Below are 15,610 nucleotides of genomic sequence, written 5' to 3'. Positions count from 1 at the left end.
CGAAATCGTCCAGCGAGATGCGCACGCCGAGCGCGTGGAGCTGCGACAGGATGTCGTGCGTGAGCTGGGTGTTGCGCAGCAGCGAGGATTCCGTGATCTCGATCTCGAGCCGGTGCGCCGGCAGGCCCGACACTTCGAGCGCGTAGCGGATCTCGGAGAGCACGTCACGCTGGTGGAATTGCTGCGGCGAGAAGTTGACGGCGACGCTGACGCCCTCCGGCCACTTCATGCATTCCATGCAGGCGCGGCGCAGGATCCAGCGGCCGAGATCGACGATCAGGCCCATGTCCTCGGCGACCGGGATGATGTCGACCGGCGAGACCGTGCCGCGCACCGGATGGTTCCAGCGCAACAGCGCCTCGCAGGTCGTGATCTTGCCGGACTTGAGGTTGACCAGCGGCTGGTAGAACAGCTCGAACTCCTCGTTCGCCAGCGCCTTGCGCAGGTCGAGCTCGAGGATACGGCGGGCCTCGACGGTCGCCGCCATCTCGTCGCGGAAGAAGCAGAAGGTGCCGCGGCCGTCGGCCTTGGCGCGGTAGAGCGCCATGTCGGCGTTCTTCAGCAGCGTGTCGGCGCTGACCCCTTCCGGCGAGGTCAGCGCGATGCCGACGCTGGCGCCGATCTCGACCAGGTGATTGTCGATCCGGTAACGCTCGCTGAGGCGCTCGACGATGCGGCGGGCAAGGCTGGCGGCGTCCTCCGACGAATTGATGTTCTGCTGGAACACGACAAACTCGTCGCCGCCGAAGCGCGCGACGAAATCTTCCGGACGCAGCATTTCGCGCAGGCGGTTGGCGACCGCGCAGAGCAACTGGTCGCCGCAGGGATGGCCGAGCGTGTCGTTGACCTGCTTGAACTGGTCGAGGTCGACGAACAAGAGCGCCGACATGCGCTCGGCATTGTGCGAGATCGCAAGCAGGCGGCCGATCTCGTCGCGGAAATTGACGCGGTTGGGCAGTGCGGTGAGCTCGTCGTAGCGGGCGAGATGGCTGATCCGGGCTTCGGCGTTGGTGCGCTCGGTGATGTCCTCGAGCAGCAGCACGGTGCCGCCGCCGGCCATCGGCTGGAACGTCCATGACAGCGTGCGGCCGCGCGCGAGATTCGGATCGGTGGTGACGATCTCCTTCATCTGCGCGTGCTCGATCTCGCTGAGCAGCAGATTGCCGTTCTCCGCGGACAGCGTGCCGGAAGCGACGCAGGCCGACACGATGTCGGCGGCGCTGGCGCCGCGGGTGGTGAAATTCTCCGACAGCTCCATCAATTCGCTGAAGCGGTGGTTCATGACGGCGAGCCGGCCGTCGGCGCGGAACATGCACAGGCCGTGCGGCATGTTGTTGAGCGCGGTGTCGAACTGGCCGGCCAGCGCCGCCTCGCGCTCGCGCGCCACCAGCGCCTGCACGAAGATGCGCTGCAGATTGGTCGAGATCTTGCGCAGCGCCAGGAAGAACACGGTGCAGACCATCGACAGGCCGATGTAGTAGATCGTGCCGTTCATCGCGAGCGCGATCGCAGTCGGCCCGCAGGCGAGCACGACCTGGAGATGATAGATCCAGGGCCGGCCGTAAGTGCGGCCCACGCCCGCCGACACGTAGCCGGTGGTGACGGTGAGGCAGATCATGTGCACGACGGCGTCGTCGGTCGTCAGCAGCGCGACCGTGCACCAGATGCCGAGCGCCAGCGTGTAGAGCAGCGCCGCGATCTGGTAGCGCATCTCCCAGTTGGAGGCTTCCGTCGCGGTGAGGACGGATTTGCGCTTCATGTACCAGTGGGTGTCGAAGCCGCGATAGATGCCGATCGTGCTCAACAGGCCGACGCAGACCCAGAGCGCGGTGGAATCCGTCTTGAACGCGGTCATGCTGGCCGCGAGCGCAACCATCACCGCGCCCGCGAAGAGCGGCGCAGGATTCTGGAAGAGCGAGTCGATCAGCGCCGCGTAAATTGACGGCGAGACTTTTTGATCTGGCTCTCCGCTCTGGCTTGCGAGCTGCATTTTGGTTGTACGCGTCCTGTTTGGCGCGTACTTTTACCCACCCGATATGAAGTCTTTCTGAGGGAACATCGTTAAAGTCGGGTGTTTTTGCAGGTTTTCCGAACCTATTTCTGCTGAAATATCAAGCAACTGGGCAAGCTTTGCCGAGGCCAAGGTGAAGGAATACTTGCCGCGAAAGAAGAACACGGAAAAATCGGCGCGGATTTTCGGAAACATCACGCCGATGAACGGCGATACAACCGCGACCTCAGCCGGGGGTTGATGAGATATCAGCCGGAGGTTGATGACAGCAGCGGCGACCAGGCCGGATCGGACGCGTAACCCGGCGTCGGCACCTTCTGCTCGTTGCGCCCGGAAATGTCGACGGTGAACAGCGACGGGCCGGCGGCGCCGCCGGGCTCTCGGAAGAACATCACGACGCGGCCGTTCGGCGAGAAGGTCGGCCCCTCATTGTGATAGCCCGAGGTGAGAATGCGCTCGCCCGAGCCGTCGGGCTTCATGATCCCGATCGCGAACTGTCCGCCGCCCTGCTTGGTGAAGGCGATGTAGTCGCCGCGCGGCGACCACACCGGCGTCGAATAGCTGCCGTTGCTGTCGTCCTTGGAGAAGGAGATGCGCTGCGCAGGTCCCCCGCTGGCCGACATGACGTAGATCTGCGGCTTGCCGCCGCGATCGGACTCGAAGCAGATGCGCGTGCCGTCGGGCGAATAGGACGGCGAGGTGTCGATCGCCGGCGTGTCGGTCAATCGCGTGGTCGAACGCGAGCGCAAATCCATCACGAACAGGTTGGAGTTGCCGCCCTGCTGCAGGCTCATGATGACGCGCTGGCCGTCCGGCGAGAAGCGCGGCGCAAAGGTCATGCCGGGGAAGTTGCCGACGATCTCACGCTGCCCGGTCTCGATATTGTAGAGATAGACCTTCGGATCGCCCTGGCCGAACTCCATGTAGGTGACTTCCTGGGAGTTCGGCGAGAAGCGCGGCGTCAGCACGAGGTCGGAGCCGCGGGTCAGATAGCGCACGTTGGCGCCGTCCTGATCCATGATCGCAAGCCGCTTGACGCGACGTTCCTTCGGGCCGGTCTCGTCGACGAACACGACGCGGCTGTCGAAATAGCCCTTCTCGCCCGTCATCCGCTCGTAGATCTGGTCGGAGATGATGTGGGCGATGCGCCGCCAGTATTCCGGCGAGGTGAAGTATTGCTGCCCGGTGAGCTGCTGGCCCGAGACCACGTCCCAGAGGCGAAACTCGGCCTTCAACCGGCCGTCCGGCTGGCGCGTCATGCGTCCGGTGACCAGCGCCTGCGCGTTGATGGTCTTCCAGTTCTGGAACTGCGGCGCGACGTCGATATTGCTGATGCGCTCGATGAACGCGGCTTGATCGATCGGCGCAAACAGCCCCGAGCGCTTCAGATTGTTGGTGATCACCTGCGTGACGCCGTTGCCGACGTCGCCGTCGGCGGGCGAGCCCGGCACGAAATTGGTGATCGCGATCGGGAGCGGCTGGAATTCATTCGGGTCGATGCGCATCCGCCCCTGGGCGAAGCTGCGACCACTCCCGAGCATCGCGAGCGTCGATCCGGTCACGGTCAAAAAGCGGCGGCGGTCCATCGATCGATTCATTGCAAAATTCTTTGTTCAGATGTCACAACATGTCTTTCAGGCCGAAAGTCATCTCGATCTTCTTCCAGCCGTCATATTGTTGCTTGGGCAGGAACGAGTAGACCTGACATTGCACGATGGCGCGCTTGGCGCTCTCGGCCACGGCCTGGGCGATCGACCTCGACGGGCCGCGCACCTCGACGATGATCGGCTCCGAGGCAAGCGTCCCGTCGATCTTCATGGGGATGTCGATGTCGGCCTCGTAGAGATCGCGGTCCTGCCCGTCATAGGTGGGCTTGAAGCAACGCCTGACCGCGTTCGTGAACGCGCCCCGCCAGGTCGCGACGTTGGTGTTGGCGGTCCCGCTGGTCGAGCCGAGCGAGGCCGACGCATTCAATGTCGAGCCCGCCAGCGCATGCCGGGTCGGATCGCGCTTGTCGAGATCGCGCTGGATCTGCGCCGGATCGAAACTGCGCTCCTTGGGCTTCGGCTGCTGCTGCTGTGGCTGCGCCGCTGCGACCTTGGGCTCCGCCGGCTTCGGCGGCGGCTTCTTGGTCTCGAGCTTCTTCTGCAGTTCGGCGATCGGATCTTCCTTGGCCGGATCAGGTTTCTTGTCCTGCGGCTTCGGCTCTTCCTTCGGCTTGGCTTCGGCAACCGGTTTTGGCGGATCAGGCTTCTTCTCGACCGGCTTCTCGACGGGTTTGGGCGGCGTCTCCGGCGTCGAGTTGGTCTTGATCAGCTCTTTCTTCTCGGTGACCTTGCCGACGGCGTCGTCCTCGGGCTTGGGCTCGGCAATCTTGTCAACCTTGGGCTTCGGCTTGTCCTTGTCGCCGGTCTTCTGCCCGTTGGTGATCTGCGCAAGCTGATCGGTGGAGATGATGTCGATCGGAAGCGACTCTTCCGGCACGATGTAGGCCTTGCTGCTAAAGGTGACCAGCCCCCATCCAATGACAAGGACATGGAGGGCAATCGACGCAACGAGTGTCTTGTCGACGTTCACCTTCACCGGTCTAGGTCCCCTGCTCCACTTCCGTGACGAGCGCCAGCTTCTTGAAGCCGGCGCCGGACAGCCGGCCCATCACCTGCGCCACCGTTCCGTAATCGGCCTTCTTGTCGGCGCGCATGTAGATGCGCTCCTCGAGGCCGCCGCGGGCGTCCGTGATCGCCTTCAGCTTCGGGATCAACTCGTTGATCGCGACCTCGGTGTCGTTGATGAAGACCTTGCCCTTGGAATCGACCGAGAGCTGCAGCGGCTTCTGGTCGTTGCTCTCGAGGCTCTTGGCCTGGCTCTGCGGCAGATCGAGCGGCACGCCGACCGTGAGCAGCGGCGCCGACACCATGAAGATGATGAGCAGCACCAGCATCACGTCGACCATGGGTGTGACGTTGATTTCGGCCATGACCGGCTTGCGCCGGCTGCGGCGGCCGCCGCCACCGGACGAACTGGCTACGTTCATCGCCATGATCTGAAATCCACGCTCAAGCCCATACTATATCGTCCGCTACGCCCGCTCGTCGATCTGGCGGGACAGGATGGCCGAAAATTCATCGGCAAAGCCCTCGAGCCGCTGGGCCTGCCGGTTCACCTCGGATGTGAACTTATTGTAGAAAATAGTGGCAGGAATGGCGGCGATAAGGCCGATTGCGGTCGCAAAGAGCGCCTCCGCGATACCGGGCGCGACCACTGCCAGAGAGGTATTTTTCGAGGCTGCGATCGACTGGAAGCTCGACATGATGCCCCAGACGGTGCCGAACAGGCCGACGAAGGGGCCGGCCGAGCCGACGGTGGCGAGCACCAGCAGGCGGCGCTCCAGCCGCTCGATCTCGCGGGCGATCGAGACGTTCATGACCTTTTCGATGCGCATCTGCAGACCGGCGACCGAGCGGGCGTGGCTTTCGAACGACCGCTTCCATTCGCGCATCGCCGCCACGAAACAGGCCGCCATCGAATGCGTCGGCTTGGCCGAGAGCGTGCGGTAAAGTTCCTCGATCGACTCGCCGGACCAGAATGCCTGCTCGAACCGGTCCATCGAGCGGCGGGTGCGGGCATAGAGGAAGATCTTGTCGATTGCGATGGCCCAGACCCAGACCGAGCAGGACAAAAGTCCCAGCATCACCCCTTTCACGATCCAGTGAGCCTGCCAGAACAGCGCGATCAGCGACACGTCGGCGGATGCAGCAACCGGAAGGGTTGACTGAGCGACGTCGGCCGGATTCATAGGCAGGTTCCTCTCAAGGCGATCGATCCACGTCGTTCCGGGAGCAAAATGGCTGCCCGGTTCCCCAAGGCCGCGCACCATGGCGCGGCTCGCAAGCCCGCTCAAAGCCTTGTCTTTTCGGTTTGCAGCGGCCCGTCCGAAGCCGGCCGTCTGCTTTCCCCGCCAAGATGTCAAAACTAAGGGCTCCGGCCGCGACTTTTGCGCATCTACCAGACGCCAGCGATAGTTAATGCGGGGTTACCGCAGCCGATTTTGGCTGCCGGAAAGGTAGGCGTTGCAGGCGGTTGGCTGGTGGCGGCACAGCGAGAAATGGCAGCCGTCCCGCGGCGGGTCGGGGGAGTTCCTCCCTCCGCCTGTGCTGAACCATTCGGCCCAGAGACCGGACCAACCAGCGTCGCCTCATGGCCGAGGCGGACCGAGCATTGCCCCCAAAGGAAAGCAGATGAGGACCGCGCAACTGGCTGCCGCCATCGTCGTGGCGTTCGTGACGGCGATCCCGGCCGCGCAGGCCGGCCCCGGCCGCTGGACCTACCACGAGGAGAGCAATGACGGGCACATCCTCGCTTATGTCGAGGACGGCAAGATCGTGTTCGAGCTCGCCTGCGGCCGCGGCTTCTCGCTGCTGGTCAAGCACCCCGGGCAGACGAAGACGGATGGCAAGGCGCGCATCACGCTGGTCGCCGGCAAGACCAAGCTCGACCTCGCCGGTGAGTACGTGCCGCCGGCCGAGAACTCGGCGGCCAATTTCTACCAGAGCTATCTCGGTTACGGCAAAAACGACGAGCGGGTCTATGGCAAAAAGTGGCAGGAGCTCGAGTCCCGCCTGCTCGATGTGATCGAATCCAAATCGGGGTTCACGATCGCGGCCGGCGAGGCGAACTATCAACTGCGCGGCGTCGACATCGACAAGTGGCGCAGGCCGTTCGAACTCTGCGGCTACGGCTTCTGGGTGTCACCGCGCGAGTTCCCGAGCGAGACCAACTGAGTTGCAGGCGAACGATCCTCGCCGCAACACGGGATTTACTGCGGGGGTATTGATCGTTCGCACCGTCTCTCGTGCCCCGGACGCAGCGCAATGCGAAGTATTGCGCTGCTGAGCCGGGGCCCAGCATCGCCAGAGTGGGTCCCGGCTCTGCGGAGCAGCGTTGCACGCTGCACCGCGTCCGGGACACGAGATGCTTCACCACTTCTCCTTCGATGTCCGCACGTCGAGCTCGAACGACCAGGCGCGTTCGGGCTGGCGGTAGAGGAACGCAAAGCCGTCGACGATGCCCTCGATGCTGATCAGGGTCTCCTGGCGGCCGGCGGCATCGGGGAAGCGCGTCATGATCTTGTCGCCGGCGATCGCGCCGTCGACCACGACATGTCCGACATGGATGCCGTCGGCGGCATATTCCTTGGCCATCGCCTGCGCCAGCGTGCGCAGGCCCGCCTTGGCGGAATTGAAGGCGCCAAAGTTCGAGCGACCGCGCAGCGAGGCGCTGGCGCCGGTGAACAGCAGCGTGCCGCACTTCCTCGGCACCATGCGGCGGACCGCCTCACGGCCGAACAGGAAGCCGCCAAAACAGACCACGCGCCAAGCCTTCTCAAAGTAGTCCGCCTCCATGTCGATGATCTTGCCGGGCGTGTTGTTGCCGGCGTTGTAGATCGCGAGGTCAAGGTCGGGACCAGCGGCGTTGAAGAGGTCGACGATATCGGCCTCGCTGGTGGCGTCGGCGACCGCGGGCACCGCCTTGCCGCCGGCTTTCTCGATATCATTGGCAACCGCTTCGAGCGCCGACAGCGTGCGGCCCGCGACGATCACCTTCAGCCCATCAGCCGCAAAGCGCTTGCAGAGCTGTGCGCCGAGCCCGCGGTCAGGTCCGACACCGATCACGATGGCCGTTTTCATTGTGCGCTCCCACCCACTGACGCAATGCGCGGCTGCGTCGCACTGAGCTGAGCAACGATCTCCTCCTCGACGTCGCGGAGCTGGTCCTTGCCGAAAAACATCTCGTCATTGACGAAGAAGGTCGGCGAGCCGAACGCGCCGCGGTTGACCGCGTCCTGGGTCAGCTCCATCAGGCGGTTCTTCACCGCGGGCTCCTGCGATTTTGCCGCGATCAGATCGAAGTCGAGGCCGGAGGCTGTGAGCGCCGACCGCATCACCGCCGGGTCATCCATCTTCTTCGGCTCTTCCCACATGTGATGATAGACGGCGCGAAAATACCGATCGAACAGGCCGAGCGCCTGCGCCGCCACCGCACCGCGCATCAATTGCAGCGTGTTGACCGGGAAGAACGGATTGGAGCGGAAGCTGGTGATGCCGTGCCGGCGCAGGAAGCGCGCGGTTTCCACATGCATGTAGTCGCGCTTGTTCTTGATGTCGCGCAGCGTCTCCGCCGGCGAGGCATTGCCGGTCAGCTTGAAGATGCCGCCGAGCAGCACCGGCACGTAGTCGAATTTGACGCCGGTGCGTTTCTCGATGCCGGGGATGACGAGATCGGAGAGGTAGGCGTTGGGACTGCCGAAGTCGAAGAGGAATTGCACCTTCACGGCCTGCGCGTTCGACATGGATAGCTCCCTCGCCTTTCGCCGCGTTTGGGCGGACAGTCCTGGCGAAAGGAATATAGTTCTAAAATAGAACTGTCAACTCTTGCGCAGAATACCGCGATTTCAGATCAATGGTTGCACGCCACGCGGCTTTAATTCTGTTTTGGAATTTTATATAAGGAACGGGATTATTTGGAAATTCAGACGCTTTCGAGGGACGATGCGCTGGGACTCGCTTGAACAGGAACGCTGCTCGGTGGCACGCACGGTTGCCGTGATCGGCGACCGCTGGAGCCTGTTGATCCTGCGGGACTGCTTCCTGCGCGTGCGCCGGTTCGAGGAGTTTCAGTCGCGGCTCGGCGTCACGCGGCACGTGCTGGCCGACCGACTGAAGAAGCTGGTACGCTTCGGCGTGCTGCGGCGCGCGCCCTATCAGCAGAACCCGACGCGCTACGAATACATCCTCACGCAGAAGGGCCTCGACCTCTATCCCGTGGTGATGGCGATCGTGCACTGGGGCGATACGCACATGGTCGACGAGCGCGGCCGCCCACTGCTGCACGAGCACAAGAGCTGCGGAAAAATGTTCGACCCCGTGATGGTGTGCTCGGAATGCGGTGAGCCGATCGTCGCCAGGCAGGTCCACGTCCATGCTGGTCCTGGCGCAGCAGAAGGTACGGCCGAAGAAATCGCCGCACGCGCCGCCGCGTCGTCGTCGCGGACGGGATAGACCCGCCGCGATCAGGCCGCGGAGGCCGGCTCAGGGCAGTTCGTCAACCGCGCGGGATTGCCGACCGCGGTGCAGCCGGCGGGGACATCGCTCATCACCAGCGAGTTGGCGCCAATCTTGGCGAAATCGCCGACCTTGATATCGCCGAGAATGGCCGCCTCGCCGCCGATGAAGACGCCGCGTCCAATCCTTGGGCCGCGATTGGGAAGCCCGCCCTCCCTGCCGATGCTGACGTTCTGGAGAATCGTGACGTCGTCGCCAACGACGACGCTTGCGCCGATCACGATTCCGGTCGCGTGATCCAGGAAGACGGACGATCCGATCTGGGCTGCCGGATGAATGCTGACCTGCAGAACGTTCGACGATTCGTTCTGGATCAGCAGCGCCGGGTCGATGTGATCGTGACGCCAGAGCCAGTTCGAGAGGCGCCAGGCCTCGAGCGCAACATAGCCCTTGAAGTGCAGCAGCGGCGACAACAGGCCGGCGATCAGGGGATCGCGGACCGCGATGGCTTGCAGGTCACGGCTCGCCGCCTCAATCAGCTCCGGCTCGTCGCGAAAGGCGTCGCTTGACAGTCTTGCAAATTGCGCCCGCGCGGCAGCATTGCCGCCGAGACGGCGTCCGATCAGGTCGGACAACGCAGCCGCAAAGTTCTCATGAATCAGGATGGAGTTCGACAGGGACGTGCCGAACACGGGATCAGCGTCGACGGCGCGTTGCGCCTCGCTGCGGATCTCCTGCCAGAGCTCGCCGCTCGATAGGATCGTCGCTCTCGCCATCGCGCCCTCCAGTCATCGCAGGGAGGATGATTATAGGATACCCTCCGTGGGCGCGCCAGTTCAGGCGAAGGGCCCGCGCCCGGTCAGGCCGAGTGCATAAAGCCAGCCGCCGAGCGCGATGAGCGCCGGCAGCACGTAGAGCGCAAAGTCTTGCAGCACGATCATGCCTCAAAACTCCGCTGCACAAATGAGACCGCGCGCTCGAGCGCGAGATAGGCAAACCAGTACAGGAAGCCGCTGAGAAAGACCTTCCAGGATTCGCCGATCACCATGTTCGGATAGAGTTCGACATGCGTCGGCCAGCCGCGCAGATAGGCAATGACCGTCGGGACCACAAAGCCGTAGCGGCCAAACAGCATCGTGACCCGCTCCAGCAGCGCGATGCGGTTCTTGATCTGCTTGCGGCGGGCGTTGGTCATGGCGCTGCAGGGGTGGCGCGGCGGAATGCCTCGCCTTCCCTGCTTTGTCGGCCCTGATCGCGTTCGGGTTCTGGCGAATTAGCGAGGCAGCGCCGGCTCTGTGACAACGCCACATAACGACCGCCCTCCGCCGCAACTGCGGAAATGGCAGTCCGGATCGAGCGCGCAGCCGCCATAGACCTGGCCGACATAGAAGACGACCGCAACAAGCGTCGCGCCGAGCAGGAATCGGGTCCAGGCGTCCATCATGGGCTTCGTTCACAAATGCGCGACGCCTTTCGCGGAGCCGCGCGCACGAAGCTTGGTCTCGGGGAGCGGCGTCCAGGTTCTGCCCCCCAAAACCAAACCGCCCGCCTGCGGATCTCGCAGACGGGCGGCTCGGGGCCATCAGGACTTTGGGGGCATTGCGCCTGAAGGCTTAGAGAGTCGGTTCAGCCTTCAGCCTTGCGGCGGCGGCTGATCGTTCGGCGGCGTCGGACGCGGCTTGTGCTGCGCCATGAACTGGTCGAACTCTTCCTTGTCCTTGGCGTGACGCAGGCGGTCGAGGAAGTTCTTGAACTCGACCTGCTCTTCCTCGAGCCGGCGCAACGTCTCCGTGCGGTATTCGTCGAAGGCACGGTTGCCGGAGGTCGGCGGGCCGAAGCCAAAGCCGAAACCGCGGCGCTCCATGCGATCGCGCATGCGGTCCATCTTGTACTGCATCCGCTCCATCTTGTTCTGCCAGCGATCGCCGTCACGATGACTCCAGCACGACATTCTTCTGCTCCCGAGTGTGAAAAAGAGAAGGGCAAGTCCGATCGGCCACCAGATGATGAAGCCGAGCACAGTCACGGCGATCCAGCCGGGATGCCAGGGCGTCTCGAGCATGTGGGGGCGATGATAGGTTTCGTCCGAAGACCCGCGCCATCGATTGACATCTGCGGTGTAGGCCATTTCCGTCTCCATTCCGGCAACGCGCCGTTGTGAATGTAAATAACATTTACATAGCTAACCCATCTCTTGTTTTTGTCAAGCCGGCCGCCCGACAGGTCCGATCAAATATTTGCGCAATCTTATTTCGGCTTGCCCCAGGGACCGCCGGGAGGGACGCCGGAACCGGAGGACGCCTCCGGTGGGACCGGCGGCGGCTCGGCGCCTTTGGGCGGCGGCCGGCGGTCGGTCGGGAAGCCGAGGCCGCGCAGATAGATCAGCACCTCGGCTTCCAGGAGCTCATCCGGCGACATCGGCAGCTTGCGCCGCGCCGCGTCGCCGCGCGAGAACAGCGAAGCGACGCCATGCGCCATCGACCAGATGTGCAGCGCCATCATCATCGCCGGCGGACGCGGCGTGCCCGGCGGCGCCAGCGCTGCAAGGCGTTCGGCAGCGGCGCGAATGATGTTGAAGGCCCGTTCGCTCGCGGCCTGCAGCGCCGGATTGGCATCGACGGGAAGGCCGGATTCGAACATCGCCGAATAGAACGCCGGCTCCTCGCGGGCGAATGCGAGATAGGCCTTTCCGACGCGCTCGAACGCCGTGACCGTATCGGGTCGCCCGTCGTCCCACGCCGCCGTCAGCCGTTGCTCGAACTGCTCAAAACCGCGCTGCGCGATCGAGGACAACAGCTCGTCTCGGTCGCGAAAGTGCCGGTAAGGGGCCGCCGGGCTGACACCGGCCATGCGGGCGGCATCGGCAAAAGTGAAGCCGGCCGCGCCCTTCTCGGCGATCAGCCCCAGCGCGGCCTGCAGCAGCGCTTCCTTCAGATTGCCGTGATGATAGCCGCGCTCGGCGCGGCGCTGCTCCTTGCGCCAGCTCATGTGAAAGGCTTTTACATGAGCCGGGCGCGAAGGTCACTAGCGGGGGCCGGATTTGATTAGCCGTGCCATTCCGGGATGCGCTGCCGAGGCGCAAGCCCGGAATCCATTCATCCACCATCTCGGCGGCTCGATGGATTCCGGGCTCGGTCCTGCGGACCGCCCCGGAATGACGATCGCAAAGCTAACCGCCGGGGATCGGCAGCACCGGCATGATCTCGACGCGCTCGCCGGGAAAGATCGCGAAGTGCGGGTGGTTTTCGAACATTTTTGCCGCGGCTTCATGGGACGCAGCACGGACGACGGTGAAGGCACCCATCTCGTTGGCGATGTCGGCCGTGCCCTTCGCATCGACCTTCTTGGTCTTGCCGAGCGGACCGCCCATGGCCTGAATCGCGCTCTGGTGCTTCTCGACCCAGCCCTTCCAGGCCGCGATGCCTTCCTGCTCCTTCTTCTTGCGTTCGGCCTCCGGCAGCCCCATCCAGGCGGCCATCTTCGGACTGTCCTTGCTGCCGAGGAAAACGGCGAGATAGGTATCGGTGCTCATCTTGGTTTCTCCTGTGTTGGTCGATTGAACCCGCGGAGCCCGTCCGCGGCTACTTCTTGAGGTCGGCAAAGCCGGCGGCGGCCGCCTGCACCTCCGGCGAGAAGTCGGACATCTCCTGCACCTGACGGATCTCGATCACCTCATTGGCGGAGGCCGGACACTTCTTGGCCCAGGCGATGGCCTCGGCGCGCGAGGCAACCTCGATCATCCAGTAGCCGCCGAGCACCTCCTTGGCCTCGGCAAACGGCCCGTCGGTGACGACAGGCTCGCCGGTGGAAAAGGAAACGCGCGCGCCGGCCGATGGCGGATGCAGACCGTCCAGCGTGATCAGAATGCCGGCCTCCTTCAATTCCTCATTGTAGCGCATCATCGCGGAGACGCGCTCGGGATCGAGCTGCGCATCCGGCGGCGCGGAGCAGTAGCCGAGCGGGATCATCAGCATCATGAAGCGCATGGGGACTACCTCGATTTACGTCGTCATTCCGGGAGGGAAGCTATTTCTTCGCCGCATGCGCACGGGTGCGCGCGTCCTGCTCGAGCAGCTCGGGCGTCAAGGCCTCGCCAAAATCCTCGGCCGAGAACACCTGGCGGATCTCGATCTCGGAGCCGGGCTCGAAGGGCGCGCGCTTCATCCAGCCGATCGCCTCGTCGAGCGACGCGGTCTTGATCAGCCAGAAGCCGGCAATGAGGTCGGACGACAGATTGAACGGGCCGCGCGTCACGCCGGCCTCACCGCCCGTATACTTCACGCGGGCGCCCTTCACCGTCGGATGCAGCCCCTCGCCGGCCTCGATCACGCCGGCCTTGGCCATCTCCTCGTTGAACTTGCCCATGGCGGCCAGCATGTCCGTCGTCGGCATCTTGCCGGCCTCGGTGTCCCGGTTCGCCTTCACGATCACCATGAAACGCATCGTCCTTGCTCCGTCTGCTCGTGCCCTTCGGCCGGATCGCCGGCCCTCATTCACAAGACGAACCGGCAGGCGCCGTGCCGACAGGCCGGTCAAAATTTTCTGGCGGCCCGGGCGCGCGGGCGCCTCAGATATGTCGGCCCCAAATCCTGATCCCTTGCGCGGGATCAGCTAAACTGTCATGCCGCGGACCTTAAGCAAAGGACCGTGCCATGACCGCCTCTCCCGCCAAAGTCGCCCTCGTCACCGGAGCCGCGCGCGGCATCGGGCTTGCGACCGCCAAAAAGTTCCTGGCCGAGGGCTGGCGCGTGGCGCTGCTCGACATTGCGGGCGAGCAGTTGACGCAGGCGGTGTCCGAGATCGCGCGGCCCGATGAGACGCTGGCGCTGACCTGCGACGTCTCGGATGCCGCTGCGGTCGGCGCTGCCGTGAAGGCCGTGGAGCAGCGCTTCGGCCGGCTCGACGCGCTGGTCAACAATGCCGGCATCGCCGTGTTCGCACCGCTGATGGAGACGTCGGATGCGGATTTCTGCCGCGTGATCGAGGTCAACCTCACCGGCCCCTTCCTCTGCAGCAAGGCCGCGGTGCCGCTGATGCGCGAGGCCGGCGGCGGCGCAATCGTCAACATCACGTCGATCTCGGCGGTGCGCGCCTCGACGCTGCGCTCGGCCTACGGCACCAGCAAGGCGGGGCTCGCCCATCTCACAAAGCAGCTCGCGGTCGAACTCGCCTCGCTCGGCATCCGCGTCAACGCGGTGGCACCCGGGCCGGTCGACACGGCCATGGCCAAGCAGGTGCACACCAGGGAAATCCGCGCAGATTATCACGACGCCATCCCGCTCAACCGCTACGGCCTCGAGGAGGAACTGGCGGAAGCGATCTTCTTCTTCTGCTCAGAGCGCGCAAGCTACATCACCGGACAAATTTTGGCCGTCGATGGCGGCTTCGATGCAGCCGGCATCGGGCTGCCGACTCTGCGGGGCCAGCGCCGGAACGGATAGGAGTGCTGCATGCAACGCTCAACGCTCGTCACGGCAATGATGTTCGTGATGGCGTTGCTTGCATCGACACGGGCCGCCGCGGACATCCGCATCATCCAGAGTCCCGGCGGCGCGGTGCGGCCATTCCTCGAACTGTTCGACAAGGTGCGCGAGACCGGCGAACGGGTGGTGATCGACGGGCCCTGCTTCTCCGCCTGCACGCTGGTGCTGAGCATCGTGCCGGGCGAGCGCATCTGTGTCACCAAACGCGCGGTGCTCGGTTTCCACGCCGCGCGCTCGGTCGACCGGCGCGGACGCTTCTATGCCGAGCCGGAGGCGTCGGAAGCCGTGCTCCAGGCCTATCCCGGCCCCGTGCGCGACTGGATCAGCCGCCGCGGCGGGTTGACGTCGCGGCTACTGCTGTTGAAGGGCCGCGACCTCGCCGCGATGTATCCGCGGTGTCGCTAGCTTGATCCACTCACATCCCTTCGGCCGGGCAATTCACCATCCAGGGAATGCCGAACTGGTCGACGCACATGCCAAAACCCTTGGCCCAAAACGTCTTGCTGAAGGGCATGGTGACGGTGCCGCCGTCGGCGAGCGCGTTGAATTTGCGTTCGGCGTCAGTGGGGTCGGCGATCGTCAGCGAGATCGAAAAACCCTGCGGCTGCTTCGCATGCTCGGGCGGCGCGTCGGAGGCCATCAAAATGCTGCCGTCGGGAAACGACATCCGCGCATGCATGATCGTTTTCTCGCGACCCGGTGCCGCCGGCATCTCGGGCGGCGCTTCGGATGAACGCAGCATCGCCTCGATCTTGCCGCCGAGAACGCGGGCGTAATAGGTGAACGCTGCTTCGCACTTGTCCTGGTAGAACACATAGGGATTGAGCATCGTTGTCTCTCCTTGACGTATCGCCCCTACTTCTCGGTCAGCTTCTTCAGGCTGGCGAGGCCGGCCTCGAAATCCTTGCCGATCATGTTGTCGAAGCTCATGAACACCTGCATCACCTTCGACATGAACGGCGCCGGACCGTACATCGCCCATGTGACCAGTGTCGCATCCCCCTGCGGCGTCATTGTGAACTCGGCAGTGTTGTGGCCTTCGAACGGCCGCTCGA

Annotated in this window: 21 protein-coding genes and 1 pseudogene; 4 read left to right on the top strand and 18 right to left on the bottom strand. The window is 64.2% G+C overall.

What is annotated here, in order from left to right:
- From C2U70_RS12565 to tolQ, 6 genes are all read right to left on the bottom strand, one after another.
- The coding region (locus tag C2U70_RS12565; protein WP_140978331.1) for a putative bifunctional diguanylate cyclase/phosphodiesterase at positions 1-1,990 on the bottom strand (1,990 nt) is incomplete at its 3' end.
- Between the two features lie 33 nt (positions 1,991-2,023).
- On the bottom strand, positions 2,024-2,209 hold the full coding sequence (locus C2U70_RS12560) for a hypothetical protein (RefSeq protein WP_140978330.1): 186 nt from the start codon (positions 2,207-2,209) through the stop codon (positions 2,024-2,026).
- Positions 2,210-2,259: 50 nt separating this feature from the next.
- Positions 2,260-3,597, bottom strand: a complete 1,338-nt coding sequence (tolB, locus tag C2U70_RS12555; RefSeq protein WP_140978332.1) for a Tol-Pal system beta propeller repeat protein TolB — start codon at positions 3,595-3,597, stop codon at positions 2,260-2,262.
- 34 nt (positions 3,598-3,631) lie between these two features.
- Positions 3,632-4,594 (bottom strand): protein TolA, encoded by a 963-nt coding sequence (locus tag C2U70_RS12550; protein WP_140978329.1) that lies wholly within the window; start codon positions 4,592-4,594, stop codon positions 3,632-3,634.
- A gap of 4 nt (positions 4,595-4,598) precedes the next feature.
- Positions 4,599-5,051 (bottom strand): protein TolR, encoded by a 453-nt coding sequence (gene tolR, locus C2U70_RS12545; RefSeq protein ID WP_140978328.1) that lies wholly within the window; start codon positions 5,049-5,051, stop codon positions 4,599-4,601.
- 39 nt (positions 5,052-5,090) lie between these two features.
- The gene (gene tolQ, locus C2U70_RS12540; RefSeq protein WP_140978327.1) at positions 5,091-5,807 is read right to left on the bottom strand and encodes a protein TolQ; all 717 of its coding nucleotides are present in this window, start codon (positions 5,805-5,807) and stop codon (positions 5,091-5,093) included.
- Positions 5,808-6,249: 442 nt separating this feature from the next.
- Here tolQ and C2U70_RS12535 point away from each other — a divergent pair, with 442 nt between their 5' ends.
- Entirely contained in the window at positions 6,250-6,792 is a 543-nt protein-coding gene (locus C2U70_RS12535; RefSeq protein ID WP_140978326.1) for a hypothetical protein, read from the top strand.
- A gap of 195 nt (positions 6,793-6,987) precedes the next feature.
- Here the strand turns inward: C2U70_RS12535 and C2U70_RS12530 are convergent, their stop codons facing one another.
- Together C2U70_RS12530 and C2U70_RS12525 are read right to left on the bottom strand one after the other, a co-directional pair.
- Complete coding sequence (locus C2U70_RS12530) at positions 6,988-7,698, bottom strand: SDR family NAD(P)-dependent oxidoreductase (protein ID WP_140978325.1); 711 nt, start codon at positions 7,696-7,698, stop codon at positions 6,988-6,990.
- Complete coding sequence (locus tag C2U70_RS12525; RefSeq protein WP_140978324.1) at positions 7,695-8,360, bottom strand: 2-hydroxychromene-2-carboxylate isomerase; 666 nt, start codon at positions 8,358-8,360, stop codon at positions 7,695-7,697. Before C2U70_RS12525 ends, C2U70_RS12530 begins: the two co-directional genes overlap by 4 nt.
- Before the next feature lie 199 nt (positions 8,361-8,559).
- On the opposite strand from C2U70_RS12525, the gene C2U70_RS12520 reads away from it, so the two are divergent.
- Positions 8,560-9,069, top strand: a complete 510-nt coding sequence (locus C2U70_RS12520; RefSeq protein WP_140978323.1) for a winged helix-turn-helix transcriptional regulator — start codon at positions 8,560-8,562, stop codon at positions 9,067-9,069.
- Positions 9,070-9,080: 11 nt separating this feature from the next.
- Here C2U70_RS12520 and C2U70_RS12515 read toward each other — a convergent pair whose 3' ends face one another.
- The 8 genes from C2U70_RS12515 to C2U70_RS12485 all read right to left on the bottom strand — a co-directional run bounded on the left by C2U70_RS12515 (position 9,081) and on the right by C2U70_RS12485 (position 13,515).
- Entirely contained in the window at positions 9,081-9,848 is a 768-nt protein-coding gene (locus tag C2U70_RS12515) for a serine O-acetyltransferase (RefSeq protein ID WP_140978322.1), read from the bottom strand.
- A gap of 161 nt (positions 9,849-10,009) precedes the next feature.
- Positions 10,010-10,267, bottom strand: a complete 258-nt coding sequence (locus C2U70_RS12510; protein ID WP_140978321.1) for a hypothetical protein — start codon at positions 10,265-10,267, stop codon at positions 10,010-10,012.
- Positions 10,268-10,345: 78 nt separating this feature from the next.
- On the bottom strand, positions 10,346-10,513 hold the full coding sequence (locus tag C2U70_RS32975) for a hypothetical protein (RefSeq protein WP_186294209.1): 168 nt from the start codon (positions 10,511-10,513) through the stop codon (positions 10,346-10,348).
- A 192-nt stretch (positions 10,514-10,705) separates the two neighbouring features.
- The gene (locus C2U70_RS12505; protein ID WP_140978320.1) at positions 10,706-11,200 is read right to left on the bottom strand and encodes a DUF2852 domain-containing protein; all 495 of its coding nucleotides are present in this window, start codon (positions 11,198-11,200) and stop codon (positions 10,706-10,708) included.
- A gap of 119 nt (positions 11,201-11,319) precedes the next feature.
- Positions 11,320-12,060 (bottom strand): TetR/AcrR family transcriptional regulator, encoded by a 741-nt coding sequence (locus tag C2U70_RS12500; RefSeq protein WP_140978319.1) that lies wholly within the window; start codon positions 12,058-12,060, stop codon positions 11,320-11,322.
- Between the two features lie 181 nt (positions 12,061-12,241).
- Positions 12,242-12,604, bottom strand: a complete 363-nt coding sequence (locus C2U70_RS12495) for a hypothetical protein (protein ID WP_140978318.1) — start codon at positions 12,602-12,604, stop codon at positions 12,242-12,244.
- Between the two features lie 49 nt (positions 12,605-12,653).
- Entirely contained in the window at positions 12,654-13,058 is a 405-nt protein-coding gene (locus C2U70_RS12490) for a YciI family protein (protein WP_140978317.1), read from the bottom strand.
- Positions 13,059-13,098: 40 nt separating this feature from the next.
- On the bottom strand, positions 13,099-13,515 hold the full coding sequence (locus C2U70_RS12485; RefSeq protein ID WP_140978316.1) for a YciI family protein: 417 nt from the start codon (positions 13,513-13,515) through the stop codon (positions 13,099-13,101).
- A 209-nt stretch (positions 13,516-13,724) separates the two neighbouring features.
- Between C2U70_RS12485 and C2U70_RS12480 the strand changes: the two genes are divergently transcribed.
- Positions 13,725-14,513, top strand: a complete 789-nt coding sequence (locus tag C2U70_RS12480) for an SDR family NAD(P)-dependent oxidoreductase (protein WP_140978315.1) — start codon at positions 13,725-13,727, stop codon at positions 14,511-14,513.
- A gap of 9 nt (positions 14,514-14,522) precedes the next feature.
- Positions 14,523-14,960 carry a hypothetical protein gene (locus C2U70_RS12475; protein ID WP_140978314.1) on the top strand — a complete coding sequence of 146 codons (438 nt, stop codon included), beginning with the start codon at positions 14,523-14,525 and terminating at the stop codon, positions 14,958-14,960.
- Positions 14,961-14,970: 10 nt separating this feature from the next.
- Here the strand turns inward: C2U70_RS12475 and C2U70_RS12470 are convergent, their stop codons facing one another.
- Together C2U70_RS12470 and C2U70_RS12465 are read right to left on the bottom strand one after the other, a co-directional pair.
- Positions 14,971-15,384 carry a VOC family protein gene (locus C2U70_RS12470; protein WP_140978313.1) on the bottom strand — a complete coding sequence of 138 codons (414 nt, stop codon included), beginning with the start codon at positions 15,382-15,384 and terminating at the stop codon, positions 14,971-14,973.
- Between the two features lie 26 nt (positions 15,385-15,410).
- Positions 15,411-15,610 (bottom strand): annotated as a pseudogene (locus C2U70_RS12465) (SRPBCC family protein); the annotation flags it as partial.

Origin of the sequence: Bradyrhizobium guangdongense, assembly GCF_006483445.1 — a bacterium.
GTDB lineage: Bacteria > Pseudomonadota > Alphaproteobacteria > Rhizobiales > Xanthobacteraceae > Bradyrhizobium > Bradyrhizobium guangdongense_A.
Note: the sequence above shows the minus strand (reverse complement) of the source record. Positions and strands in the feature narration are given on the sequence as shown.